Raw genomic sequence first — 23,764 nt, 5'->3', positions numbered from 1 at the left:
CGGGACGGGTGGCGGGGCGGGTCAGTGCCCCCGGGTCATGTGCCGGTACTGCTTCTCGACGTCACGCGCCGAGACCACCTGGTCGAGGAACATCAGCGAGTCCATCCGGCAGTCGCACGGGTTCTGCTCACGGGTGTCCTGCGGATAGCTGCCACCGATCTTGATGCCGCGCGGATCGGAGGCGGTGGTGACGTGCGGGCCCGGGCCGCTCACCAGCCACGGGTCGTCGGTACGGGTGTAGAAGCCGGCGAGCGGCCGGCCGTTGCGGTAGAGCGCCATCGAGCCGGTGGCGAAGTCGAAGGTGGCCGCGAGGTGCACCCACTCGCCCGCCGGCAGCAGGGTGCGCCAGTCCCCCTCCGCCGCGAACGTCTGCGAGTTGCCGCCGTCGAGGCGCCGGCCGAGCGCGACGAGCCGGAGCTCACCGTTGACGTCGATGAGTTCGAGCAGCGCCCGGACGCCGTGCCCGTCGGAGTCGCCGGTCAGCACGCCGGCGAGCCCGATCGCGTTGAACAGGTCGGCGGGGTCGGCGGTGTTGGAGTTGGGGCGAGGGCTGGTCATCTCCACCTTGAACCAGCCCATCACGGTGGTGCCGGCGACGGCGTTGAACGGACGCATGGTCCGCACGCCGCTGGCGGAGTAGATGCCGGCCTTCCAGTCGTCGTTGCCGGCGACGCTCGGCTCGACCTGCCGGGTCTGCAGCGCCCGGCCGGCGCCCCGGTAGGCGCGGTCCGCGACCCTCATCTGCGCGCCGCCGTTGACCAGTTCGATCTCGGTGCCGGACCGGCCCTGGTCGCGCTCGAGCGCCGGGTCGCCGGGGACCGGGTGGTCGAAGTCGTAGAAGGCGACCAGGTTCTCTCGTAGGGACGGGTGAACGTCGCGCGGGCCGGGGGAACCGGCCAGCGCGGGTGGCGCCGCGGCTCCCGCCAGCACACCGGCCGCCACGAGTGCGGCGGTGGCGGCGACCGCGCGTCCTGCTCTCGACATCGCGTACACCTCTCTGTGCCACGAACTTCGTCGGTCCACCGTCCGGGCAAGCGTTTTCCGGAGCGGCCGGACCTCCCTATGTCGGTGCTGCGGTGGTGCCGTTTCGGGTTCAGCGCTTGGGCGCAACCGGTGGCTCGGCGGGTCGTCCGCCGAGATAGAGCTCGCCGAGCTGCGGGTCGGCCAACAGCTCGGACGCCGGGCCGGAGATGTGCACCCGGCCGAGGTCGAGCACGCAGCCGAGGTCGGCGGTCTCCAGCGCCCGCCGCGCGTTCTGCTCGACGAGCAGCACGGCGGTGCCGGCGTCGCGCATCCGGACCACCTGCTCGAAGACCGTGGCGGTCGCCTTGGGGTCGAGGCCCATGGACGGCTCGTCCAGCAGGACCACCTTGGGATCCACCATCAGCGAGCGGGCGAACTCCACCTGCTTCTGCTGCCCGCCGGAGAGCAGCCCGGCGAGGCTGCCCCACCGCTCGGCAACCACCGGGAAGAGCTCCTTGACGAACTCGACGCGCTCGGCGATGAACGCCTTGTCCTTGAGCGTGTAGCCGCCGAGCAGCACGTTCTCGGCCACCGTCATCTCGCGGAACACGCTGTGCCCCTGCAGGACGTGGGCGACCCCGGCGGCGAGCATCCGCTGCGGGCCCTGGCCGGTCACCTCCCGGCCGCCGACCAGGATCCGCCCCTCGCGCGGCGTCAGCAGCCCGCTGGCGACCTTGAGCACGGTGGACTTGCCGGCGCCGTTCGGGCCGACCAGACAGACGATGGTGCCGGCCGGCACCGCGACGGAGAGGCCGCGCAGCACCGGCGCGGCGCGCCCGTAGCCGGCCTGGATGTCGATGAGTTCGATCTCAGACGCCAAGGTAGGCCCCCAGCACGCGTTCGTCGGAGCGGATGACTGACGGTGGCCCCTCGGCAATCGGCCGTCCCCGGTCGAAGACCACGATGTGGTCGCTGATGCTCATCACCAGGTCCATGTTGTGCTCGACGATCACGAAGGTCCGGCCCTCGGCGTTGAGTTCACGGACCAGGCCACCGATCCGGTCGAGCAGCGCCGGGTTGACCCCGCCGGCCGGCTCGTCCAGCAACACCGTCTCCGGATCGCTCATCAGCACGCCGGCCAGCTCCAGCAGCTTCTGCTGCCCCCAGGACATGTTCCGCGCCTCGACGTCGGCGAGGTGCTCGATGCCCAGCCGGGTCAGCCAGCCGCGGGCCCGGTCGACCTCGGCCCGGCCGTGCGCGCCACGCAGCTGACCGAGCAGGCCCGCCGGGCGCACCGCGGCGAGCACGTTGTCCAGCGCGGACATCCGCGGAAAGACCCGGCAGAGCTGGAAGGTACGGCCGACGCCGGCGTGCGCGATGGCGTGCGGCGTCGCGCGGGTGATGTCGCGCCCCCGGTAGGTCGTCCGGCCGCCGTCCGGCCGGATCATGCCGGTGACGCAGTTGAAGAACGTGGTCTTGCCCGAGCCGTTGGGCCCGATGAGCGCGTTCACCTTGCCGGAGTGGAAGGCCACGCTGGCGCCGTCGAGCGCGACCACGCCCCCGAACGCCTTGGTCAGGCCCTCCGTGGCCAGTGTCTGCCCGCCGCTCATGACCGCTCCTTCGTCGACCGGGTGCCCGCGCCGCCGTTGCCCGCCCCGGCCAGCTCGGGTGACCCGGCCTCGGGATCGTCGCGCTCCCGCTGCTCGCGCAGCTCGGCGGCGGTCACCTCGCGGATCGAGTGCTGTGCCGGGCGGAACCGGTCCCGCAGGGCCGCGACCGCGGGCAGCACGCCGTCGGGCATGAAGAGCACCACCAGGGCGAGCAGCAGGCCGGTCGCCACCAGGTGCAGCGGGGTGTTGCCGTACTCGACCTTGAAGTACTCCAGCGCGACGCCGACGACCAGGGCGCCGAGCAGCGGCCCGAAGAGGTTGCGCACCCCGCCGAGCAGCGCCATGAGCACCATGTAGGAGCCGGTCAGGATGGAGAACTGGAAGACCGGGTCGAGGTCGCCGAACCAGAGCGCGTAGAGGCCGCCGGCACAGCCGGTGAACCCGGCGGACACCACGAAGACCACCAGCTTGTAGGTGAACGTCGGGGTGCCCAGCGCCTCGGCCTTGTCCTCGTCCTCCCGGATCGCCTTCAGCCCGAGGCCGAAGCGCGAGCGGTCGATCAGCCACCACGCCAGCAGCGCGAGCGCCAGCAGCCCGACGAAGAGGAAGTAGAAGACCCGATGGTGCTCGGGGCGCAGCAGATCTGGGAAGGGCCGCGGCACGACCAGCCCCCGGGATCCGCCGGTGAACGACGCCCAGCTCTGGAAGATCAGTAGCAGGACCAGCACCAGGGCGATGGAGACGATCACGAAGGAGGCGCCGCGGACCCGCAGCGCCGCGTACCCGATCGGCACGGCGAGCGCGGCGACCGCGAGGGCCGCGAGCGCGAGGGCCAGGAAGCTCGGCAGGCCGGCCTTCGTGACGAGCAACCCGGTGCCGTACGCGCCGAGCCCGGCCAGCGCGCCGTGCCCGAGCGAGATGTAGCCGGTGAACCCGCCGACGAAGTTCCACGAGGTCGACAGGACCGCGTAGTTCACCACGACGATGCCCGCGGAGAGGATGTAGGGGTTCGGGGCGAGCGACGGGAAGGAGAGGGCCACCGCGACGAGCGCCACGAGCAGGACGCCACGGACGACCCGACCGGTGGTGAGCACCGACCGGCGTGCGCCGAGCGGTCCACCGGCCGGCGACGCCGCCGGCGATCCGGCCGGTGGCGGTACGGCGGCCTGCGGCGGTGTCGCCGTGCTGGGGTCAGAAGCGCTGGGCAAGCCGACCTCCGAAGAATCCCTGCGGGCGGAACGCCAGCGTGGCGAAGAGCGCGAGATAGAAGATGGTCTGCGCCCAGGTGGTGTTCAGCGGGATCTGCAACAGGCTCTGCATCAGCCCGAGCACCATGGCGGCGGCGGCCGCGCCCGGCACGCTGCCCAACCCACCGACGACGATGATCGCCATCAGCGGCCCGATCCAGTGCCAGTGCAGCGAGGGGTAGATGGTGGTGTCCAGCGCCAGCGCGGTGCCGCCGACGGCCGCGCTGGCCAGGCCGAGGCCGAAACCGAAGCCGGCGACCCGGTCGGTGTCGATGCCGACCAGCCGGGCCGCGTCGCGGTGCTGGATCGTCGCCCGCAGCGCCCAGCCGAAAGTGGTCCGCTTCAGCAGCAGGTAGAGCGTCAGCAGCGCGACGGCGGCGAGGCCGAACGCGATCAGCTTGACCACCGCGATCCGCGCGCCGAACAGCTCGATGTTCGCCGAGCCGTAGCCGAGCTGGATGCGCCGCTGGGTGCCGCTGAAGGCGTAGCCGAGCAGGCCCTCGATCGTCACCGCGATGGCGAAGGTGAGCAGCACCGACATCATGGTCAGCGTCGCCGGGCGCAGCCGGGACAGCAGCAGCCGTTGCAGCAGCACTCCGAAGCCGAAGAAGAACGGGACGGTGACGACCAGCGACAGCAGCGGGTCGACGCCGAGCCGGGTGTGCGACCACCAGGCGAGGTACGCGGCGAGGATGAGGAACGCCGAGTGGGCGATCATCACCACCCGCATGATGCCGAAGTAGAGCGTCAGGCCCGAGGCCAGCAGGGCGTAGAGCCCGCCCAGGAGCACGCCCAGGACGACGCTCTGGAAGATCAGCGCGCCAGAGGACATCGATGCCTACCAGGCCGGCTTGGGGTAGACGATGTCCGCCTCCTTGGCGTCGGCGGGGAGCACGATCTGGATCTCCCCCTTGACCCACTGCTGGATCATGTGCGCGCCCTGCGGCTTGCCGGTGGCGTCCCAGGTGAGGGGGCCGACCACGGTCTCCACCTTGTTGCCACGGATCCAGTCGATCAGCTTCTGCTGGCACTCGCCCTGCTCCGCGCAACCGACCGCGGTGATCGCCGCCGCGACGACCTGGCCGGTGGTGTAGGCGTTCGCCTCGTCCTCCTCCGGCGGGGAGCCGAACTGGGCGGTGTACTTCTGCACGAACTCGACGTTGCTCGGATAGGGCGCCTTCTGGGTGTAGCCGGTGGGCGAGAGGATGCCCTCGGTCTTGTTGCCGATGGCGGCGGCGAACTCGGGGCTGGTCGGCGCCGTGGAGAAGGCGGCCAGCTTGGGCTGGTAGTCCAGCTGCTGGAGGGCGACGATCAGGTTGACGCCGTCCTGGTACTGGGAGCCGCCGACCACGATGTCCGCCCGTGACGAGGCGATCTTCGCGGCGATGCCGCTGAAGTCGGTGGTGTTCGGCGGGTAGACCTCGTTGACCACGGTGCGAACGCCGGCCTGCTCCAGCTTCTCCTTCAGGCCGTACGCGGTGCCCTGGGCGAACGGGTCGTCCATGGCGGCGTAGGCGGCCGTGGTGGGCCGCTGGCCCGCCGGTAGCGCCAGGATGTACTCCGCGAGGTGGTTGTAGTGGTCGTTCGCCACCGCCGGGGCGGCGTAGAACAGGTTCTTGAAGCCCTGCTCGAAGACCTCCTTCGCCGCGCCCGCCGGCTCGACGAACAACATGCCGTACTCCTGGGCGACCCGGGCGGCCGGCACGACGAGGCGGGTCGAGAAGGGACCGACGACGACGTCGACCTGGTCCTGGCCGATCAGCTGCTCGTAGTCGGAGACGACGCGATCGGCGTTGGACTGGTCGTCGAGGATCTTCAGCTGGACCTTGCGGCCCAACAGGCCGCCGTTGTCGTTGACGATCTTCTCCCAGGCCTGGTAGCCGCGCTGCACACCCTTACCGGGCTCGGAGAAGTCGCCGGTCAACGGCAGCGAGATGCCGACCACGATCGGGTCGTCCCCGGAGGACGAGCCCCCGTCGCCTCCCCCGCTGCAAGCGGAGAGCGCGAGGGCCATCGTCGCGCCGAATGCCGTTGCCCATCTCATTTTTGTCAACCGGGTGGACATCCTCGGACGCTCCTTTGCACCGGGCTGGAAACGCTTACGAAAGCGCTTTCGTACTCTAGGCTGTGTGCTACGTCACTGGCAATACTCGCCAGCATCCATGTTTCAGGAGAGTTACCGATGCCCAAGCCTGGCTCGAGGTTGCGCCTCGTCGACGTCGCCGAACGGGCCGGAGTGTCGCTGGCGACCGCCTCGCGCGCCCTGGCCGGCCGCGACGGCGTCAGCGAGGAGGTGGCCGACCGGGTCCGCCGGGTCTCCCAGGAGCTGGGCTATGTTGCCAACCCCTACGCCCGCACCCTGGCCGGCGGGGCGAGCTCCACAGTGGGGCTGGTGGTGCACCAGGTGGACGACCCCTACTTCTCCGAGATCGCCGGCGGGGTCATCCAGGTCGCCGCCGACCAGGGGCTGCTCGTGCAGATCTGCCACTCCGGGCGTGACCCCGGCTTCGAGCTGCGCCAGATCCGCCACCTCATCGCGCAGCGGGTCGGCATCATCCTCGTCGCCGGCTCCGGCTACACCGACCCCCGGGTCGAGGCCGAGACCAAGGCTGAGCTGTCGGCCTACCAGAACCTCGGCGGGCGGGTGGCCGTCATCGGACGGCACTCCCTCGGCGCCGACGCCGTGCTGCCGGAGAACGAGGCCGGTGGGCGGGCGCTCGGGGAGCACCTGCTCGCGCTGGGGCACCGGCGGATCGCCGTCGCGGCCGGCACGGCCGGGCTCACCACGGTCACCGACCGCCTGGCCGGGGTCGCGTCGGCGTTGCAGCGCCACGGTCTGGACCTCGCCGACCTTCCGGTCGTGCACACCGACTTCACCCGCGAGGGCGGCCGGGTCGCCGCCGAGCAGATTCTCTGCGACCACCCGGAGACGACCGCCATCATCGCCCTCAACGACGCGATGGCGATGGGTGTGCTGGCGGTCCTGCGCGCGCACCGCATCTCCGTGCCGGAGCGGATGTCGGTGGTCGGCTTCGACGACGTGTCGGTCGCCGCCGACCTGGCCCCCAGCCTCACCACCATCCGGCTGCCGATGACCGACATGGGGCGGATGGCGCTCGCGCTCGCGCTGAAGCCCCGGTCCACCCGGCCGCGCCGCCGCTCCACCGGCCACACCCTCGTGGTCCGCGACTCCACCGGCCCCGCGCCCGCCTGAGCGCGCGCGGGGCCGACCACGGTGGCTCAGAAGCCGGGGAAGACCCCGCGCAGCTCGTCCAGGCTGACCGCGCCGGTCACCCGCACACTGTCCGGCGTGTACTGCGGACCGAGCCGTCCGACCGTGAGGCGCAACCACGCCTCGGCCGGCGCCGAAAGCTCGCCGTCCGGCTGCTGCGGCACCTCGGTCAGCTCCAGTCGCTCGCCCAGCCGCAGGCCGTACGACCGCTGCGGGTCGCGCAGTCGCACCGCGAGCACGGCCTGCCGGCCGGCGAGCACGTCCGGCCGGCCGGTCCAGGCGAGCATCGCCCCGACCTGGTCGAGCAGCAACGGCACGGCGTCGGCCGCGACCGTGGCGGCCGGGTCGAAGCCGACCTCGACGTCCCAGCGGTGCAGGGCGAACTCGCTGAGCCGCATCCGGCCCGCGGTGGCGACGTCCACCGGCTCGGGCAGGAAGCCGAGGTCGATGCGCAGGTCGGCCCGGGCGCTCTGGTCCAACGCCTCGTACGCCTCGACGAGCCGCTCGTTGGCCTCGAGGAAACCGGCGGCGTGCTCCTCGGGCGGCATCGCGTCCCACCGCGCCCACACGCCGGTGTTGAAGTCACGCGCCGGCGCCGGGTCACCGGCCTGCGCGGCCCGCAGCGCCGCCAGGTTGATCTCCGCTCCGCTGCCGAGGTGGCTGAGCACCTGCGACACCTGCCAGTCGCTGGCGGCGGAGGGCCGGAGCAGGTCGTCCGGGCCGAGCTTCCGGACGAGGGCGGCGAGCGCCTCGTGCCCGGATCGCAGGGCGGCTATCGTCTGGTCCGCGATCGAGGACATGATTCTCCTGTCGGCCGATCGGCACCGTCACGCTCCCCATGCGAGAGCCGACTGATGAACGGCGCCGGCACCCATCATGCCCCCACCGGGGCGGTCGGCGAGCTGTCTCCGGGCACAGCGTGGCGGGCTGGCACCGGGCCGGGACGACGGGCTCGGTCGGGGCGGCGGTAGCGTTGCGCGACACCATGGCCCGCGGGGGGCAGGGCGCTCGGGATCGTACGGAGGATGGCGCATGTCCAACGGCGAAGAGCCGTTCACGATACGCGAGGACGGCAGCTCGCGACCCAGCTTCGAACTGACCCTGCGGGGCTACGACAAACGGCAGGTCGACCGGTACATCGAGCAGCTCGGCGGCCAGCTCACGGCGTCGATGGCCGAGCGGGATCGGATGACCGGCCATGCCCGGGAACTGACCGGGCAGCTCCAGCAGCTACACGGGGAGCTGACCGAGCTGCGTCAGCGTCCCAGCCGGCCGGACCGGGCGACGTTCCGCGATCTCGGCCCGATGGTCGACGAGATCCTCGCGTTGGCCGAGAAGCAGGCCGCGGTGATCACCGAGACCGCCGCGCAGCTCGCCGGCGATCTGCACGCGGAGGCGGAGCAGACGGTGCTCGAGACCCGGGAGCGGACCGCCCGGGCGCTGCGGGATCTGGAGGACGAGCTGTCCTCGCGGCGCGCCGAGCAGCAGCAGGCGCAGGAGGAGCGCCGCGCCGCGGCCGAGGCCGAACTCGCCGAGATCCGCGAGGCGGCGGAGAAGCTGCGGGCTGACGGCGAGGCCGCCCACGACCGCGCCCGCCAGGAGGCGAAGCGGATCAGCGAACAGAGCGCCCAGCAGATCGAGCAGGCGCGGGCGGCCTCCGAGGCGCTGACCCGGGCCGCGCGCACCCAGATCCAGCAGGAGCTGCAGGCGGCCCGGAGCAAGAGCCAGCAGGAGCTGGCCCAGTGGCAGGCCAACATCGAGCGGGACATCACCGAACGGCGCACCGCCGCCGAGCAGGACCTTGCCGAGCAGCGGACGGCCGCCGAACGGGAGATCGCCGGCCAGCGCAACGCGGCGGAGCAGACGATCGGCTCGCTCATCGCCGAAGCGCAGCAGTACGCCACCGAGGTGCGCCAGCGCGCGGACGAGCAGAACACGGCCCAACAGGAACAGCTCACCGTCCTGCAGCAGGAGATCGCGGCCCGGCAGCAGGCGGTGACCCAGCTGCAGGCCGAGCTGGCGACCGCCCGGCAGCAGCTCGCCGAGTCGCGTCACGAGCAGGCCGAGGCGGATCGCGAGCTGGACCAGGTGCAGCAGCGCCTCGACGAGGTCCGCCGGGAGCTCGGCGCCGAGGTCGAGCGCCTCAACGCGGCGCGTCGGGCGGGCGACTCGGCCGAGCGGCACGCCAAGGACGTCCGCGCCCGGGTGCAGCGGGAGGCCAAGCGGGTCGCCGACCTCGCCGCGGCCGCGGTGATGGCCGCCGCCGCGGGCGGCGGGGCCACCGCCGAGTATCCGATGGTGGCCGCCCGACCGGCTGCGGAGCGGCCGACCGGCGACGCGGAGGCCGGCGAACCGCAGGCCGATGCCGTGGCGGCCGACGAACGATCGGCCGACGCCGCGGAGAGCGGCGAGGCGCAGGCGGAGCCTGCGGCGGCCGACGAACGGCCAGCCGACGTCACGGAAATCGGCGAGCGGCAGGCCGACGACGCGACGGCCGAGGAGCGGCGAGCGCACGTCGGCGAACCGCGGGCCGACGGGGCGGAGGCCGGCGGTCAGTCGGCGGTCGAGGCGGAGGCCGAGGCGGAGACCGGCGCCCGACACGGCGAGGAGATCGGCACTGCCGAGCGGCGGGTCGACATGTTCGGGCCGGGCGGCCGGCACAGCGACGAGGGCGGGGCCGGCGGGCGGCAGGTCGACATGTTCGGCAACGGTGGACGGCGGGCGGACCCGGTGACCGCCGAGCAGACCTAGTGCGGTGTCCACGAACGTTCACCGGGCGTTCCGGTGTGGTGTTGTGGATCCTCGCCGTTGCGGGCGAGCGACTCCCCACCAGGTGGTGGGGCGGGCCTCCGCGGGCCAACTGATCCTCTCGCCGCCCGAGGTGGGCGGCGGGGGTCACGCCGGGATCGGCCGGTGCCGGGGAGGTGCCGGCCGGCTCGACGGTGCGTGACCACCCCGGCAAGCACAGGGAAGGCTGTCGTGGGGGTGGTGGGTCCGCCGCCCGGGGTGCGGGTGGCGATCATGGCGGCCGCGACAAGATCACGGTGCCCGGAGAATCGGCAGTGCGGGCAGGACAAGGTGCGCCCACGCGGTTTCGGTATCCGCCGCTGACAGGTGGGGCAGGTCGAGGAGGTGCCGCGTTCGTCGACCAGGTGGACGGTGATGCCGGCGAGGGTGGCCTTGTCGGTGAGGACCTGAATCAGCCGGCCGATCTGCCACTGCCGCAGCCGCAGGTTGTGCCGCCGCCCCACCGGCAGGTCGAGCACACCACGGGGGTCGCCGACGTGCAGCACTCCCACCCGCTGCTGCTGGGCCCAGGACACGACGGTGCGGGCCGCCTCATGCTGAGCCTGCCGGATGCGCCGACGGTGCCGGCCCTGCACCAGCCGGGCCCGGCGGCGGTATTGACGCCACCGCCGTGACCCCCGCTGGCCTGGTTTCGGTGCCCGCCGCGCCGTCGCCCGGCACCGGGCTTTGGTGTCGGCGAGGTGCATCCGGTGCTCGGCGCGGACCGCCCGCCCGGACACCAACAGTCCGGCGCCGTCCGGCCCGGCCACCGCGTAGGGGTGGATGATGCCCAGGTCCACCCCGGCCACCTGTCCGGGGTCCGGCTCCTCGCCGGGCGGGTAGACGGTTACCGGAACTTCGGCGCTCACATCGAGGAACAACCGACCACCCTCACACAGCAAAGTGATCGAGCGGACCTGCTCCACCGGGTACGGCAGATCACGGCCGAGGCGAACCCACAACTGGGAGGTGCCCCTCGCGCCGGGGATCCGCACCCTGTGCCCGTCGATGGTGAAGGTGCCGTGATACCAGCGCACCGGCACCAACCCGCGCCGGCGACGCGGAAACCGGGCCGACTCGTCACCGGCCTTACGCCGGTTCGCCGCCGCGAACCACGCATCGGAGAACCGGCGCAACACCGACCGCGCGCCCGTGCTGTCCAACTCGCCGAACGTGCCCGGCCCCGAAGCGGCCAGCTCCCAGCACAACTCCTGATAGCCGGCCAGCGGTGCGTCGCGACGGCGGCGCCGCCACGCGTTGACCTCCAACACACACGCCCACACGTCACCAGCCGAACGCAGCAGGCCGAAACACCGGCGCCGCTGCCCCGCCGTCACCCGCAAACCGACCCGAGCCGTGCGATACACCACCCGCGGCGCAGCGGAATCCCGACGGCGAGGCACGAACCACACCCAACACCACCGGTACGACAATTCCCCGACTGCCGGCAACCCGGCGAACGTTAGTGGCCACCGCACTAGCCGGTGCGCCCGCGTCGCCGGCCGGAGTCGGCGGCGCGGCGCTCACCGCGGGAGTCAGCTCAGGACCTGGTGCCGAAGAGCGAGGCGTAACCGGACGGCAGCTGGGTGATCACGTCGTTGAGCTCGCCGTAGGTGATCGCGTCCGCCACCGTGGAGAGCACCGCGCCGGCGTCCCACTCCGCCGTGCGGGTGGTCGCCCCGACACCGGCGGCGATGCGCTGGAGGAACTCCTGCACCGACAGTCGCAGGGTCGGCTGACTCTGGTCCTCGAGGATCTCGGCCACGCCCTGCGGCAGCTGCGAGGCGAGGTCGTGCGCCTCGTCGGGGGTCAGCCGCGCGGCGAGCACGCCGAGCACGGTACGGATGACCTGCTCGGCTTCGGCCGCGCTGCCGTACTCACCGCGCTGGCGTACCGCGGCGACGAACTCCTGGTACTGCACGCTGGTGTCCCTTCCGCAGACCCGTCACCACCTGCGAGTCTGGCACGCCGGGGCCGGCCGGAACGCGGTAATCGCCGCCCCGGCCGGCCCGGACGCCCGGGCGGCGCGGCTAGGCGGGCAGGTGCTGGCCACGGGTCGAGACGAACTGGTAGGACATCACCGCGAACGCCGGATCGCGCAGCAGCTTGCGGAACGCGTCCAGTTGGCCCGCGGAGAACCCCGCGGCCAGCAGCTTCGACTCCAGTTGCCGCGAGTTCGTCTCGTACAGCGACGCCCCGCTCGATCCGCCGGCCCAGCTCTCCGCGTGGGTGACGGTGTCGACGTCGGTCAGCCCGGCCAGCGTCATCTCGGCGTGCACGTCCTGGGCCCAGGCCAGGTCGGCGCCGTGCCCCTGCAGGATGCCCAGCATCGCGTCGGTGACCTGGCCGAAGAGCTTCGCCGCGTCGTCGTTCGGGGCGGTCAGCACCCGCAGCGGCGCCGTGCAGTCGAACTCCTCGACCACCAGCCATCCGCAGGGCGCCAGCGCGCCGGCCAGCGCCCGCAGGATGTGCCGGCGTTCGGGCAGGTGCAGCAGCACCAGCCGGGCGTGGATCAGATCGAAAGCGTCCCCCGGCGGCGGCTCGGTGCGCACGTCGTGTCGACGGACGTCGAGGTTGGCCGAGGCGAACAGGCGCGAGGTGTCGATGTCGGTGGCCAGCACCCGGCCGTCGGCGCCGACCGCCCAGGACATGCCGCGGGCCACCGAACCCCCGCCGGCGCCGACCTCCCAGCAGCGGGCGGACGGGGTGAGCACCGGCGGCGCGAGCCGGCGCATGGTGATCGGATCCAGGAACGCCTCCAGCGCGCGCAGCTGGGGCACCGCCTCCGCGGCGGCGTTGTCGAACGCGTAGTCGCTGTCGATGGTCTCCGTCGGCATCGTGTTCACCCTTCCGAACGTGGTCGTGGGTCCTGCGGGGTGTTGGCCCAGAGCCCGGGCACCGGTCGGGGCTGCGGGGGCGTGGCGACGGCGGTGATGCTGAGCATCGCCGCCAGGGTGCCCGGGTCGGCGCGCGCCTCGGCGGCCGGGCGGTCGTAGACGAGCCGGCCGTACTCCAGCACCGCGACCCGGTCCGCGACCTCGATGGCGTGCTGGAGCTGCTGCTCGACCAGGAGCACGGTCAGCCCGGTGCCGGCCAGGCTGCCGACGAGTTCCCGGACCCGGGCGGCGAGATCCGGCGCGAGCCCCTCGCACGGCTCGTCGAGCAGCAGCACCCGCGGTTGGCCGAGCAGCGCCCGGGCGATGGCCAGCATCTGCTGCTCACCGCCGGAGAGCTGGTCGCCGCGGTGGCGCAGCCGCACCGCCAGCCGGGGCAGCAGCTCCAGGATCCGGGCGACCGTCCAGCCCTCGCCGCCCGGGGTCGCGGCCCGCCACGGCGCGGCGGCCAGGACGAGGTGTTCGGCGACGGTCAGCCGGGAGAAGACCCGCCGGCCCTGCGGGACCAGCCCGACGCCGGAGCGGGCGATCCGGTGCGGCTGGCGGCCGGCCACCTGCACCCCGCCGATCTCGATGAGACCCCGGGACGGGCGGACCAGCCCGGCGATCGTGTGCACCAGGGTGCTCTTGCCCGCTCCGTTACGGCCGACCACCGCCAGGATGCTGCCGGGCGCCACCCGCAGGGTCACCTCGTGCAGCACGGTCCCACCGTGGTAGCCGGCGCAGAGCCCGTCCACCCGCAGCATCAGGCCACCCCCTCGGCGTAGGCCCGCCGCACCAGCTCCGAGCCGCGGATCTCGTCCGGCGAACCGGCGGCGAGGGTGCGACCGTCGCGCAGCACGGTGACCGTGTCGCAGAGCGCGTAGACCAGATCGAGCCGGTGCTCGACCAGCAGGACGGCGACCGCGCGGGGCAGCTCGCGGAGGAAACCGACCAGCCGGCCGACCTCGGTGGCGGAGAGCCCGGCGGCCGGCTCGTCGAGCAGCAGCAGGCGGGGCCGGCCGGCCAGCGCCATGGCGATCTCCAGCTGCCGTCGCTGGCCGTGCGCGAGCTCGCCGGCGGGCCGGCCGGCCAGGTCGGTCAGGCCCACCCGGTCGAGCAGCGTGTCCGCGGTACGGCGGGCGGCACGCCGGGCCGCGCCGGGCCGCCACCGGCCGGGACGCAGCGCCAGCGGTAGCGCGGCGACCTGCACGTTCTCGGTCACGCTCAGCGTGGACCAGACGGCGGGGCGCTGGTGGATCCGGCCGATGCCGCGGCGTGCCCGGGCGGCCGGTCCGCGCCGGGTGACGTTCCGGCCGGCGAGCCAGACCTGGCCGCCACCCGGCCGGGTCGCTCCGGCGATCACGTTGAGCAGGGTCGTCTTGCCGGCGCCGTTGGGCCCGATGAGCGCGTGCCGCTGGCCGTGGTCGATCCGCAGGTCGACGCCGTCGATCGCGGCCAGCGAGCCGTACCGCACGGTGATCGCCCGGGCGGCGAGCAGCGGGGTCATGTCCGCACCTCCGTTCGTGCGGCGGGGTCAGGGCCCGTCCGCAGCGCCGGGTCGGGCCCGGGGCGACCGGGTTGCGGCCGGCCCCGCAGCCGTGGCCGTCGCCGCCCGTCGCCGGGCAGCAGGTAGACGGTGACGATGAAGATCGCGCCGAGCACCAGGGGCGCCTGACCCGGGAGGATGCCGAACAGCCAGTCCCGGGACGCGATGACGAGCGCCGCGCCGACCAGCGCGCCGCCGACCGAGGCGGTGCCGCCGATCACCACCCCGAGCAGCAGCAGGGCGGAGGTGTCGAAGCTGAAATCGGCCGGCGAGATGTACTGCTGGGCGACCACGAGCAGCGAGCCGGCGGCACCGGCGATCGCGCCTGCGGCGATGTGCACACCGGCGACGTGCCCGGCGACCCGGTGGCCGCTGGCCCGCAGCCGCGCCTCGTCGTCCCGGCCGGCCCGCAGCACCAGGCCGACCCGGGTGCGCAGCACCAACAGCAGAGCGCCGACCACGACCGCGACGACGACCAGGGTGTACACGTAGCGGGCCCGGTCGCCGGCGAGGACCGGCAGCCCCCAGAACGGGCGGACCGGCGCGATGCCGGCGAGCCCGTCGGTGCCGCCGGTGACCGAGCGCCACCGGCCGAGCACGGTGACGACGAGCTCGCCGATCGCCAGAGTGATCATCAGGACGACCACGCCGCGCGCCGACACCACGAGCGGGACGGTCAGCGCGGCCAGCGCCGCGCCGGCCGCCGCGGCGACGGCGAGCTGCGCGACCGCGACGTCGGAGACGCTCCCACCGACCACCGCGCAGGCGTACGCGCCGGCCGCGTACGGTGCCGTCTGCCCTAGGGTGGGCATGCCGGCGACCCCGGTGAGCAGGGCGACGCTCACCCCGACCAGGCCGAGCGCCAGCGTGCGGGCGAGGATCGCCGCGGTGTAGTCGTCCACCGTCCAGGGCGCCACGACGAGCCCGGCCAGCACGACGGCCGCTACGACCCCGCGCAGCGGACGGATCAGCTCGTCCCTCACGTCGCCCCCCGTGCGGCGGCCAGGCCGCGCGCGCGTACCGCGAGCACCGCGGCCATGGCGGCGAAGAGCAGGAAGGGCGCGGCCGACGGGGCGAGCGCGACCCCCAGGGTCTGGATCTCCCCGACCAGGAGCGCGGCGAGCAGGGTGCCGGTCAGCGACCCGAGCCCGCCGAGCACCACGACCACGAGGGAAAGCAGCAGCACCGTGTCGGCGGTGTCCGGCCCGGGGCCGATGATCGGCGCGCCGAGCACCCCGGCGGCGCCGGCCAGCGCCCCGGCCGCGGCGAGCACGCCGATCCGGATCCGGGTCGGGCTCACCCCGAGACACGCCACCATCTCCGGGTCGTCGACGGCGGCGCGGACCAGCATCCCGGCCCGGGTACGGCGCACGGTCAGGTAGAGCAGGCCGGCGAGCAGCCCGGCGACGACGATGAAGACCAGCCGGTACGCCGCGTAGCGGTGGCCCGCGACCGCCACCGACCCATCGAGCGCGGCGGGGACGTTGACCGGTCGGTCGTCCGGCCCGAACGCCGAGACGAGCAGGCTGCCGCCGGCCAGCGCCACCCCGAAGGTGAGCAGCGCCTGGGTCAGGTGGTTGCTCGCGGCGGCCCGGGTGAGCAGCCCCGCGAGCGCCACCCCGGCGGCACTGGCGGCGGCGACCCCGAGACCCAACGCCAGCGCCAGGCTCGGCCAGCCGCCGTCCAGCACGGCCGCGGCCGTGTAACCGCCGATCGCGTAGAGCGTGCCGTGCGCGAGGTTGAGGATGCCGGCGACGCCGAAGCAGAAGACCAGCCCGGACGCGGCCACGAAGACCAGCAGGCCGTAGGCGACCCCGTCCAGTGCCGGGATGAGGTACGGGTCGATCCGGTACGCGCCGGCCGCGACCGCGCTCATTGGCCGACGGTCGCGAGATCACCGACGACGGTGTTGGAAAGCGCCCGGCCGTCCTGGCGTACCTGGCGCAGGTACCACTTCTGCACCGGGGAGTGCGTGCTGGTGGAGAACTGCCACGTGCCGCGCGGACTTGAGATCTGACCGAGCTGGCCGATGGCCTGGTTGATGCTCTCCGGGGTGGGGTTGTCCCCGGCGGCGCCGATCGCCCGGTCGAGCACCGCCGCGGCGTCGTACGAGGCCATGGCGTAGGTCGTGGGTGAGCCGTCGTGCTTGGCCTTCCAGGCGGCGACGAAGGCCCGGTTCTCGGCGTTGTCGAGGTCCGGCGAGTAGTTGAGCACCGAGTAGATGTCCCGGGCGGCCTCGCCCTGCGCGTCCAGCACCCCGCCCTCGGTGAGGAAGCCGGCGGCGTAGAGCGGAAGGTCCTTGATCTCCGACTGGGCGTACTGCTTGACGAAGTCGACCGCCGCGCTGCCGGCGTAGAAGGTGAAGACGGCCTTCGCGCCGGAGGCCTTGATCCGGGCGAAGTACGGGGTGAAGTTGGTGGTGGCCGGGAACGGGGTGAAGGTGGTCTTGCCGTCCGGGTTGGCCAGCGTGCCGCCGGTCTTGGCGAAGGCCTCGGTGAAGCCGCGCAGCTCGTCCCAGCCGCCCTGGTAGTCCGGGCCGATCGCGTACACCGAGCCCTTCACGTTGTCCCGTACGTGCTGGGCTATGGCAGCGCCCGGCTCGTCGGAGAGGTAGGAGGTGTGCCAGATCCGGGAGACCTCCTTGAGCTCCGGGCGACCGTTCGACCCGACGAGCGGCACCTTGGTCTCGTTCAGCAGCGGGTAGACCGCGGCGACCGAGCCGCCACCGACGATGCCGGTGAGCGCGACGACCCGGTCCTGCTTGAGCAGCTTGGTCGCGGCGGGCACCGCGGTCGGTGCGCCGTTGCCCTCGTCGGCGACGACGAGTTCGACCGTGTGCCCGCCGAGCTTGCCGTCGTGGGTGGACAGGTAGAGCTCGAAGCCGTCCCGGATCTCGGTGCCGACCGCCTGGTAGGTGCCGGAGAGCGACGCGAGCAGGCCGATCTTGATCGACCCGGCTTCGCTCGCGCCCGAGCCGTCCTGGTTGCAGGCGGTCGCGGCGAACAGGACGAGGGCGAGCAGCCCGGCGGTGCGGGCGCGGCTGCGCCGAGGGGTGGTCACAGACATGTCTTCTCTCTCCAGAGGGGATGGCAGGCCGGCGTCGAGGGGTGTCGCCGGGGTGTCAGCGGCTGCGGGCGAGGGCGGCTCGGGCGGCCGGGGTGAGCGCGTCGCCGATCCGGTTCGCCAGCTCGGTCATCTCGTAGGAGACCTGGCCGACGTCGCACTGCGGCGAGGCGAGCACGAGCAGGGAGGCGCCGTCGTTGAAGGCCATCGAGAACATGAACCCGCCCTCGAGCTGGGTGACGTTGGAGATCACCGTGCCGGCGTCGAAGAACGCGGCGGCGCCGCGGAGCAGGCTCACCAGGCCGCTGCCGGTCGCGGCGAGCTGGTCGGCCCGGTCGGCCGGCAGGTCGCGGGTGGCGGCCACCATGAGGCCGTCGCTGGAGATGGCGATCGCATGACTGACCTCGCTCGCGCGTTCGGCGAAGCTGTCCAGCAGCCAACCGAGGTCCTGGTGGTCGGTCACGTGCACTCCCTGTGGCGTCATTGGTTGCCGAGGTTGGTCAGGGTGGGGCGGCGGGCGGCCACGCCCCGGGCGTACGCGGCCATCGCGCTGGCCACCTGGGCCGGGTCGCGGTACTCGGGGCGCGGCGGCGGGGCCGGCACGGTGACCGCGCCGGGGACGAGGTGCCGCTGCGGCTGCCGCTTGGGCAGCCCGGTGGTGGTGGTGGCGACGACCTCCGGCGCGGCGACCTGCGCGGCGGTACGCCACGCGTCGTCGGCCGGGCTGGCCCACCCGTTGCCCGGCTGAGCGTCCGGCTGTTCGGTGCCGAACCAGTGGTTGACCTGCTGGAAGATGAGCAGTTCCTCGGTCGGCGCGTCGCACCGCCCGGGCGGTGCGGTGGCCGGCCGGAACACCGGGGCCGCGGGCAGCACCCGGTCGGTCGAGGGTCGCCCGGCCCGTGGCTGCGGCACGGTTGGCGGCGCGTACGGCGGTGGCGGGGCGGCGGCGCGCGCCGCCCGCCGGGAGGGCCGCGCCGCGCTGAGCACGTACTCCTCCGGAGGCAGCGGCCGGATCATCGCCGCCGGCAGCGCCGCCTCGGCGATGGTGCCGAGCCGGGGACCGGGGCGCAGCTGGACGTTCACCCCCAGCCGGACCGCGAGCTGCCCGACCACGACCAGCCCCATCGCCCGCACGGCGGCCACGTCGATGGCGGGCGGCCGGGAGAGCAGCTCGTTGAGCTGGTGCAGCCGCTGCGGGGAGAGCCCGACGCCCTCGTCGCTGATCTGGATGATCACCCGGTCACCGAGGCTGCGGCCGGTCACCCAGGCCTCGCTGCCAGGCGGCGAGTAGACGGTGGCGTTGTCCATCAGCTCGGCGAGCAGGTGCACCACCTCGTCGACCGCTTCGGCGGCGACGGCCACGTCGCCGTCGACCATGCCGAGCCGGATCCGCGCGTAGTGCTCGATCTGGGACTGCGCCGCCTGGAGAACCTTCTGCAGCGGGACGTCCTCCTGGCGTACCCGGCCGACGCCGACCCCGCCGAGCACCAGCAGGCTGGCGTTGATCCGGCCCATCCGGGTGGCCAGGTTGTCGAGGGTGTAGAGCTGATCCAGCCGCTCGGGGTCGGTCTCGTCCCGCTCGACCCGGTCGACCTGGGCCAGCACCGCGTCGACCAGCCGCTGTTCGCGCCGGCTGAGGTGGATGAAGATGTCCGCGGTGTTGGCCCGCATGACCGCCTGTTCGGCCGCGGTGCGCACGGCCGCCCGGTGCACGGCGCTGAACGCCTGACCGAGCTCGCCGATCTCGTCGTCGCTGGAGGGCTCCAGCGCCTCGGCGGACTGCCGCCGGGCCAGTTCGTCCGGGTCCACCGCGCTGCTGCCCGGCTGTTGCAGCCGGGCCACCACCTCGGGCAGCCGCTGGAAGGCGACCGCGTTCGCGGCGTCGCGCAGTCGACGCAGCCGGCGGGTGATCTGACGGGCCACCGCCCAGGTCACCACGGCGGTCAGCAGCAGGGCCACCACCACGGCGGCGGCCTCCGCCGCCGCCCGGCGCCGCTGGTCGGCGTGCGCGGACCGGACGTCGTCGAGCACCGCCGCGTCGACCCGTTGGCGTAGGTCGGAGAGGCGCCCGGACCACTGCTGCGTGGCGGTGATCCAGGCGTCGACGTTGAGGCTGAGTCGGCTGCCCGCCCGGGTGCGGGAGACCTCGTCCTGCATCCGCTGCAGCAGCAGCGCCGCTTCCCCGCTGCCGGCCTGCTCCCACCAGACGCCCCAGTCGGAGCGGGCGAGCGCCAGGAACGACAGGCTGGACTCGGTGAAGCTGGTACGGGCGGCGGTGATGTCCTGCTGGAGGGCGGGCGTCAGCTCGCCGGCGGCGACCGCCCGCAGCACGGCCACCTGCTGCTGGCCGACCGCCTCGGCGGTCTTCGACAGCGCGGCCGAGGCGCGGATGCCGTCGGCGATGCGGGCGTTGACCACGCCGAGGGTGACGCTCTCCCGGAGGTTGAGCAGGTCGGCGATGGCGATCCGGTAGCTGAAGGTCATCGCCGAGACCGAGGCGTGCGCCGCTGTGCGGACCTGGGCGCGCAGCGGCGGGAGCGAGTCCAGCGTCGCGTCGATCCGGGTCAGGATCGCCCGGCTCGCGGCGGGCCCGGACGGCACCCGGGCGCGCTGGGCGCGGTAGCCGGCGGTCACCGCGTCGGTGGCCGCGGTGGCGTCGGCGAAGGCGTCCTGCTGCTGCGGTCCGCCGCGGCTGAGCAGGTCGGCGGCGGCGCTGCGTTCCCGTTGCAACCGGTGGGCCAGGTCGCCGGCCTCGGCGCCGAGCCGGGCCAGCTCGCCGAGGTCGCTGGCGCGGGTGGTCTGGCGGGCGCTCTCGGTGAGGGCGAGGCCGGCGAACCCGATCACGGCGACCAGCGGTGCGGCGACGATGAGCCGCATCCGAGCCGCGATCTTCCACCCGCGTCGTCGGCTCGGGTAGGGTCGGGCCGCGTGGGACCTTGTGCTCGTCGCCAAGACTGACTCCCACGGGCTAATCGACGATCGCCTATGTGCACGTTGCTTTATGCACGTCTCATTGCGCCGGAACCCGTGCCGTCAGACCAGACCCACCGCTGGTACAAACAGCCCGTACCAACATCTGTACCCAGAGTCAGCATCGCCGGCGGACCGCACCTCGGGTCGACGCCGGCGAGGCTTACGACCGGCCGGCGCCGCGTCCGGCCGGGCGCTCGCCCGACTCCGGCGGCGCGCTGAGCACCTGACCGATCAACTCGCGCAACTCGTCGATCGCCGCCACGACCGCGCCCGGGTCGCGAGCGTCCCGCCGCGCCGGCGGCACCGGCGGATCCGACGGCGCCCCCAGGAACCGGGGGCCCCGGCGACCGTCCGCCGCCAACTGCTCGGCCGCGACCTGGGGCCACAACGCCGCCAGGCACCCGCCGGTCTCCAGCACCTCGTCGCACCGCACGGCGAACTCGTGACTGCCGAAGCGGCGGCCGGACTCGACGGCGGCGACCGTCTCCCGGCTGAACCGCACCCGCTCCGCCAGCGCCCGCTGGGTCAGCCCCTGCCGGGTGCGCCAGGCTCGCAACTCGGCCCGGAACCGATGGCTGGCACCGGAATGGGCGGCGTTCGACGGGGTTGTGCGATCCATGTGCTCACCTTCGCGACACCGCCGGGCAGGCGCGGCATCAGATCGAGGTCGGGCAATGATTATGCATTCGCAGGTGACAATTCTTAACCCATGGACGGACGGGTGTGAAGACGTGACTCAGATGCGGGCCTTTGCCGCGGGCGGATTCCCGCGGCCGATGAACGGCCCGTCCGGTGGCGGCGGACGCCGCGCCAGGCGCCGCCGACGCCGCCGACCGACCGTTGCCCCGATCGAAGAATGGGCAGGCCAGCACGGTCGACTAAGGCGCTGCTCAGGCGGCGGGCACCTCGGCGCCGGCCGGGTCCGGAGCCACCGCGCGGCCGGTCGGTGGCGCGACATCGATGATCGCCGGCAGGGCGCGGTGGGCGCGAAATGCAACATTCGGCTTGTATGAACGGCGGTGGTCGGGTGTTAACCGCAGCCCCGGAATGGCTGCGGTCAGCCGCGCCAGGGCGATCCCTGCCTCCAGTCGCGCCAATGCCGCGCCAATGCAGAAATGCGGCCCGTGCCCGAACGACAGGTGATCCGCCGCGTCCGGCCGGCCCGGATCGAACCGGTCGGGGTGGGCGAAGACGGCCGGGTCCCGGTTGGCCGCACCGATCAGCAGCAGGCAGCGCGCGCCGGCCGGGATGGTGACCTCGCCGAGCGTCACGGGCCGAAGGGTGATTCGCAGCCAGCCGTCGATGGCCGGCGCGTAGCGCAGCGTCTCGCTCAGGAAGGCCGGGATCCGGGCCGGCTCCTCGACCATCGCCCGCCACCGGTCCGGCTCCGAGAGCGCCTGGTCCAACGCGTGGGCGAGCAGCCCGGCGGTCGTCTCGTGCCCGGCGACCAGCAGGTTGAAGACGATGCTCGCCACCTCGGTCACGGTCAACCGGTCGTCGTCGCCGTCGCGGTACTCCAGCGCGAGACTGACGTAGTCCTCGCCGTACCGGCCGTCGTCCAGGCGAGCCTGGACGAGCCGTTGGCAGTAGCGCCAGAACTCCAGCAGGCTCTCCGCGAGGCGCACCTGCTCAGCCGGTTCCGGGCGCCCCCAGATCAGCGCGATCTGCCCGTCGGCCCAGTCCCGCACCCGCCCGATGTCCTGCTCCGGGACCCCGAGCAGGTCCAGCAGGACGAGCAGCGGGAGCTCGGTGCTGAACTCCCGGACGAGGTCGACCCGCTCGCCCTGACGGGCGACCAGCCGGGCGACCAGCTCGCCGACCCGGCGGCGGACGATTGGGCCGTAGCGCTGCTCGACCCGGTCCGCGGTGTTCGCGAAGGTCACCCGCAGGGCCCGACGGGTCCGCGGGTGCACCGGCGGATCGGCGGCGGCGGTCGTCGGCGGGGCGTCGATCTGCATGATCAGCTGCAACGCCTCCGGGCAGACGTCGTAGATGGGCGCGAGGGTGAGTGCGTTGCCGAAGGTCGCCGGGTCGGCCAGCGCCCGCCGGACGTGGGCGTGGCTGCTGATCAGCCAAAGCCCCAGATCGGGGTCGTGATGGACTCCGCCGGGTTCGTCGAGAATGCGTCGCCAGACGCCGGCCGGGTCGGTGAGATAGGGCTCGTCGAATGGGTTCAACCGCATGACCGCCTCCTGGTACGTTACGCCGACGGACCGGGCTCACCAGTCCGGCCACCGAGCCCGCAATGGCGCCCTAATGGCTGCGGCGACTTCACGGTGCGCCAAATTAACAGGCAAGTCAAGATTTGCCGACGTCAATGGAAATTGGGCCGGGAATTGCGTGGGACGCAGGTCGCATCGACACCGGAGAATGCAAGTTGCGAGCCGGCGCTTGCCCCGCGCATCCCGCGCTGAGCAGTTCAGATGGGCTGCTCCTGGGTCCTCGTCGACCCACCTGAGCCGATCCTGAGCGCCGGTACGGAACGACCGGCGGACGGCGGCCGAACCAGACGGCAGCGGCCACGACGGACCGCCGGAATGACATCCGGGCGCACATTTTCCACGACCCAGAAAACGACGCCCACCGGCACGGGTGACGGCACCGCGGCAATGACCTGAACCACGATTGCCCGGTGGCAGGGTCGACCGGGCGGATCAGCCGGCCCGGTCGAGCCAGTGCGGCAACGGCAACGTGCGCCACGGCACCCGGAGCAGCAACCGGATGATCAGCAGCCCGAGCAGGTAGCCGGCGATGCTGTCGGTCAGCCAGTGCCAGCCGAGGTAGGTCGTACCGATGAAGACCAGCACGCCGGGCAACCACTGCACCACCCGGCGCACGGTCGCGCCCAGATAGGGCGCGAGCAGCGCCACCAGCACCCCGTAGTAGACGATGCCGTTGCTCACGTGGCCGGAGGGGTAGTACTCCTCCCAACCGTCGCTGAACATCTCCACCGAGCCGTGGTGCGGGGCGCCCCGTGACGTCCACCCCTTCAACCCCACGATCAACAGGGTGCTGATGATCGGCGCCAACCCGGCCAGGATGATCGGGCGCACCGTCCGGTGCCGCCAGGCCAGCCAGAACGACACCCCGACGGTCACCGTGGTGAGCAGGCCGCCCTGTCCGACGTGGTCGAAGACCCACATCAGCCACCACACCGGAACGGGCCGGTGCTGGTCACACCAGTCGCGGACGATGATGTCGAGCCGCAGCAGCGGTGGCCACCAGACGAGCGCCGCGGTCAGCGCGGCCAGCGCGGCGAGCAGCAGCCCGTCGAACCACCAGCCGGCCGGCACCAGCCTCGGGGCGGGCACTCCCAGCGGCCGGGGCGGCCGATCCCGGGCGTGTCGTGGCGACGCTCTCCCCGCTGGCATGGCCCCTCCGCTCTGTCGCCCGCCGACGTCCGGCGCCTACAGCAACGACGGCGGGGTGCCGCGGGTGACCGTTGAGCGGCTTTTCGGGTACCGCCG

The 23,764-nt window shown here is 73.1% G+C and carries 22 protein-coding genes; 2 read left to right on the top strand and 20 right to left on the bottom strand.

What is annotated here, in order from left to right:
* Positions 1-21: 21 nt before the first annotated feature.
* From AB0C04_RS22075 to AB0C04_RS22050, 6 genes are all read right to left on the bottom strand, one after another.
* On the bottom strand, positions 22-984 hold the full coding sequence (locus tag AB0C04_RS22075) for a LamG-like jellyroll fold domain-containing protein (protein ID WP_357057516.1): 963 nt from the start codon (positions 982-984) through the stop codon (positions 22-24).
* 109 nt (positions 985-1,093) lie between these two features.
* Positions 1,094-1,843, bottom strand: a complete 750-nt coding sequence (locus AB0C04_RS22070; RefSeq protein WP_357057514.1) for an ABC transporter ATP-binding protein — start codon at positions 1,841-1,843, stop codon at positions 1,094-1,096.
* Positions 1,833-2,573: an ABC transporter ATP-binding protein gene (locus tag AB0C04_RS22065; protein WP_357057512.1), complete on the bottom strand. Its 741-nt coding sequence runs from the start codon at positions 2,571-2,573 to the stop codon at positions 1,833-1,835. Before AB0C04_RS22065 ends, AB0C04_RS22070 begins: the two co-directional genes overlap by 11 nt.
* Complete coding sequence (locus AB0C04_RS22060) at positions 2,570-3,781, bottom strand: branched-chain amino acid ABC transporter permease (protein WP_357057510.1); 1,212 nt, start codon at positions 3,779-3,781, stop codon at positions 2,570-2,572. The genes AB0C04_RS22065 and AB0C04_RS22060 overlap by 4 nt, the downstream gene beginning before the upstream one ends.
* Positions 3,765-4,652, bottom strand: coding sequence for a branched-chain amino acid ABC transporter permease (locus AB0C04_RS22055; protein WP_357057508.1), 888 nt, complete (start codon positions 4,650-4,652; stop codon positions 3,765-3,767). Before AB0C04_RS22055 ends, AB0C04_RS22060 begins: the two co-directional genes overlap by 17 nt.
* Positions 4,653-4,658: 6 nt before the next feature.
* Positions 4,659-5,885 (bottom strand): amino acid ABC transporter substrate-binding protein, encoded by a 1,227-nt coding sequence (locus tag AB0C04_RS22050; RefSeq protein ID WP_357057506.1) that lies wholly within the window; start codon positions 5,883-5,885, stop codon positions 4,659-4,661.
* Between the two features lie 117 nt (positions 5,886-6,002).
* Between AB0C04_RS22050 and AB0C04_RS22045 the strand changes: the two genes are divergently transcribed.
* A complete protein-coding gene (locus tag AB0C04_RS22045; RefSeq protein WP_357057504.1) occupies positions 6,003-7,034 on the top strand; it encodes a LacI family DNA-binding transcriptional regulator in 1,032 nt (343 codons plus the stop codon).
* 26 nt (positions 7,035-7,060) lie between these two features.
* Here the strand turns inward: AB0C04_RS22045 and AB0C04_RS22040 are convergent, their stop codons facing one another.
* Entirely contained in the window at positions 7,061-7,852 is a 792-nt protein-coding gene (locus AB0C04_RS22040) for a maleylpyruvate isomerase family mycothiol-dependent enzyme (protein ID WP_357057502.1), read from the bottom strand.
* 232 nt (positions 7,853-8,084) lie between these two features.
* On the opposite strand from AB0C04_RS22040, the gene AB0C04_RS22035 reads away from it, so the two are divergent.
* Positions 8,085-9,803 (top strand): hypothetical protein, encoded by a 1,719-nt coding sequence (locus AB0C04_RS22035; RefSeq protein ID WP_357057500.1) that lies wholly within the window; start codon positions 8,085-8,087, stop codon positions 9,801-9,803.
* On the opposite strand, the gene AB0C04_RS22030 is transcribed toward AB0C04_RS22035, so the two are convergent.
* The 13 genes from AB0C04_RS22030 to AB0C04_RS21970 form a co-directional block, all read right to left on the bottom strand.
* Entirely contained in the window at positions 9,800-11,176 is a 1,377-nt protein-coding gene (locus tag AB0C04_RS22030) for a transposase (protein WP_357057498.1), read from the bottom strand. The two genes, AB0C04_RS22035 and AB0C04_RS22030, sit on opposite strands and share 4 nt — an antisense overlap.
* Before the next feature lie 203 nt (positions 11,177-11,379).
* Positions 11,380-11,760: a DUF2267 domain-containing protein gene (locus AB0C04_RS22025; protein WP_357057496.1), complete on the bottom strand. Its 381-nt coding sequence runs from the start codon at positions 11,758-11,760 to the stop codon at positions 11,380-11,382.
* Between the two features lie 109 nt (positions 11,761-11,869).
* Entirely contained in the window at positions 11,870-12,676 is an 807-nt protein-coding gene (locus AB0C04_RS22020) for a methyltransferase domain-containing protein (protein WP_357057494.1), read from the bottom strand.
* Between the two features lie 5 nt (positions 12,677-12,681).
* Positions 12,682-13,479 (bottom strand): ABC transporter ATP-binding protein, encoded by a 798-nt coding sequence (locus AB0C04_RS22015; protein ID WP_357057492.1) that lies wholly within the window; start codon positions 13,477-13,479, stop codon positions 12,682-12,684.
* A complete protein-coding gene (locus tag AB0C04_RS22010; protein ID WP_357057490.1) occupies positions 13,479-14,222 on the bottom strand; it encodes an ATP-binding cassette domain-containing protein in 744 nt (247 codons plus the stop codon). The genes AB0C04_RS22015 and AB0C04_RS22010 overlap by 1 nt, the downstream gene beginning before the upstream one ends.
* Positions 14,219-15,244 (bottom strand): branched-chain amino acid ABC transporter permease, encoded by a 1,026-nt coding sequence (locus AB0C04_RS22005; RefSeq protein ID WP_357057487.1) that lies wholly within the window; start codon positions 15,242-15,244, stop codon positions 14,219-14,221. The genes AB0C04_RS22010 and AB0C04_RS22005 overlap by 4 nt, the downstream gene beginning before the upstream one ends.
* Positions 15,241-16,137 (bottom strand): branched-chain amino acid ABC transporter permease, encoded by an 897-nt coding sequence (locus AB0C04_RS22000; RefSeq protein WP_357057485.1) that lies wholly within the window; start codon positions 16,135-16,137, stop codon positions 15,241-15,243. Before AB0C04_RS22000 ends, AB0C04_RS22005 begins: the two co-directional genes overlap by 4 nt.
* Positions 16,134-17,327 (bottom strand): ABC transporter substrate-binding protein, encoded by a 1,194-nt coding sequence (locus AB0C04_RS21995; protein ID WP_357057483.1) that lies wholly within the window; start codon positions 17,325-17,327, stop codon positions 16,134-16,136. The genes AB0C04_RS22000 and AB0C04_RS21995 overlap by 4 nt, the downstream gene beginning before the upstream one ends.
* Before the next feature lie 55 nt (positions 17,328-17,382).
* Entirely contained in the window at positions 17,383-17,787 is a 405-nt protein-coding gene (locus tag AB0C04_RS21990; protein ID WP_350870304.1) for a roadblock/LC7 domain-containing protein, read from the bottom strand.
* 17 nt (positions 17,788-17,804) lie between these two features.
* Positions 17,805-20,201 carry a nitrate- and nitrite sensing domain-containing protein gene (locus tag AB0C04_RS21985; protein ID WP_357057481.1) on the bottom strand — a complete coding sequence of 799 codons (2,397 nt, stop codon included), beginning with the start codon at positions 20,199-20,201 and terminating at the stop codon, positions 17,805-17,807.
* 256 nt (positions 20,202-20,457) lie between these two features.
* Positions 20,458-20,916, bottom strand: coding sequence for a helix-turn-helix transcriptional regulator (locus tag AB0C04_RS21980; protein WP_357057479.1), 459 nt, complete (start codon positions 20,914-20,916; stop codon positions 20,458-20,460).
* A 271-nt stretch (positions 20,917-21,187) separates the two neighbouring features.
* Positions 21,188-22,480 carry a cytochrome P450 gene (locus AB0C04_RS21975; RefSeq protein WP_357057477.1) on the bottom strand — a complete coding sequence of 431 codons (1,293 nt, stop codon included), beginning with the start codon at positions 22,478-22,480 and terminating at the stop codon, positions 21,188-21,190.
* A 471-nt stretch (positions 22,481-22,951) separates the two neighbouring features.
* Positions 22,952-23,668 (bottom strand): phosphatase PAP2 family protein, encoded by a 717-nt coding sequence (locus AB0C04_RS21970; protein ID WP_357057475.1) that lies wholly within the window; start codon positions 23,666-23,668, stop codon positions 22,952-22,954.
* Positions 23,669-23,764 lie beyond the last annotated feature (96 nt).

Source organism: Micromonospora sp. NPDC048909 (assembly GCF_040649635.1).
In the GTDB taxonomy this organism is placed as follows: Bacteria; Actinomycetota; Actinomycetes; order Mycobacteriales; family Micromonosporaceae; genus Micromonospora.
The sequence above is the reverse complement of the archived record's forward strand: the minus strand, read 5'-3'. Positions and strand labels throughout refer to the sequence as shown.

Excerpts from the sequence above, each read along its gene's own strand:
- AB0C04_RS22065 (WP_357057512.1), bottom strand. The coding sequence starts at position 2,573 with ATGAGCGGCGGGCAGACACTGGCCACGGAGGGCCTGACCAAGGCGTTC.
- AB0C04_RS21980 (WP_357057479.1), bottom strand. The coding sequence starts at position 20,916 with ATGGATCGCACAACCCCGTCGAACGCCGCCCATTCCGGTGCCAGCCAT.
- AB0C04_RS22015 (WP_357057492.1), bottom strand. The coding sequence starts at position 13,479 with ATGCTGCGGGTGGACGGGCTCTGCGCCGGCTACCACGGTGGGACCGTG.
- AB0C04_RS21985 (WP_357057481.1), bottom strand. The coding sequence starts at position 20,201 with ATGCGGCTCATCGTCGCCGCACCGCTGGTCGCCGTGATCGGGTTCGCC.
- AB0C04_RS22045 (WP_357057504.1), top strand. The coding sequence starts at position 6,003 with ATGCCCAAGCCTGGCTCGAGGTTGCGCCTCGTCGACGTCGCCGAACGG.
- AB0C04_RS22035 (WP_357057500.1), top strand. The coding sequence starts at position 8,085 with ATGTCCAACGGCGAAGAGCCGTTCACGATACGCGAGGACGGCAGCTCG.
- AB0C04_RS22020 (WP_357057494.1), bottom strand. The coding sequence starts at position 12,676 with ATGCCGACGGAGACCATCGACAGCGACTACGCGTTCGACAACGCCGCC.
- AB0C04_RS21975 (WP_357057477.1), bottom strand. The coding sequence starts at position 22,480 with ATGCGGTTGAACCCATTCGACGAGCCCTATCTCACCGACCCGGCCGGC.
- AB0C04_RS22010 (WP_357057490.1), bottom strand. The coding sequence starts at position 14,222 with ATGACCCCGCTGCTCGCCGCCCGGGCGATCACCGTGCGGTACGGCTCG.
- AB0C04_RS22000 (WP_357057485.1), bottom strand. The coding sequence starts at position 16,137 with ATGAGCGCGGTCGCGGCCGGCGCGTACCGGATCGACCCGTACCTCATC.
- AB0C04_RS21995 (WP_357057483.1), bottom strand. The coding sequence starts at position 17,327 with ATGTCTGTGACCACCCCTCGGCGCAGCCGCGCCCGCACCGCCGGGCTG.
- AB0C04_RS22055 (WP_357057508.1), bottom strand. The coding sequence starts at position 4,652 with ATGTCCTCTGGCGCGCTGATCTTCCAGAGCGTCGTCCTGGGCGTGCTC.
- AB0C04_RS22050 (WP_357057506.1), bottom strand. The coding sequence starts at position 5,885 with ATGTCCACCCGGTTGACAAAAATGAGATGGGCAACGGCATTCGGCGCG.
- AB0C04_RS22075 (WP_357057516.1), bottom strand. The coding sequence starts at position 984 with ATGTCGAGAGCAGGACGCGCGGTCGCCGCCACCGCCGCACTCGTGGCG.
- AB0C04_RS22040 (WP_357057502.1), bottom strand. The coding sequence starts at position 7,852 with ATGTCCTCGATCGCGGACCAGACGATAGCCGCCCTGCGATCCGGGCAC.
- AB0C04_RS21970 (WP_357057475.1), bottom strand. The coding sequence starts at position 23,668 with ATGCCAGCGGGGAGAGCGTCGCCACGACACGCCCGGGATCGGCCGCCC.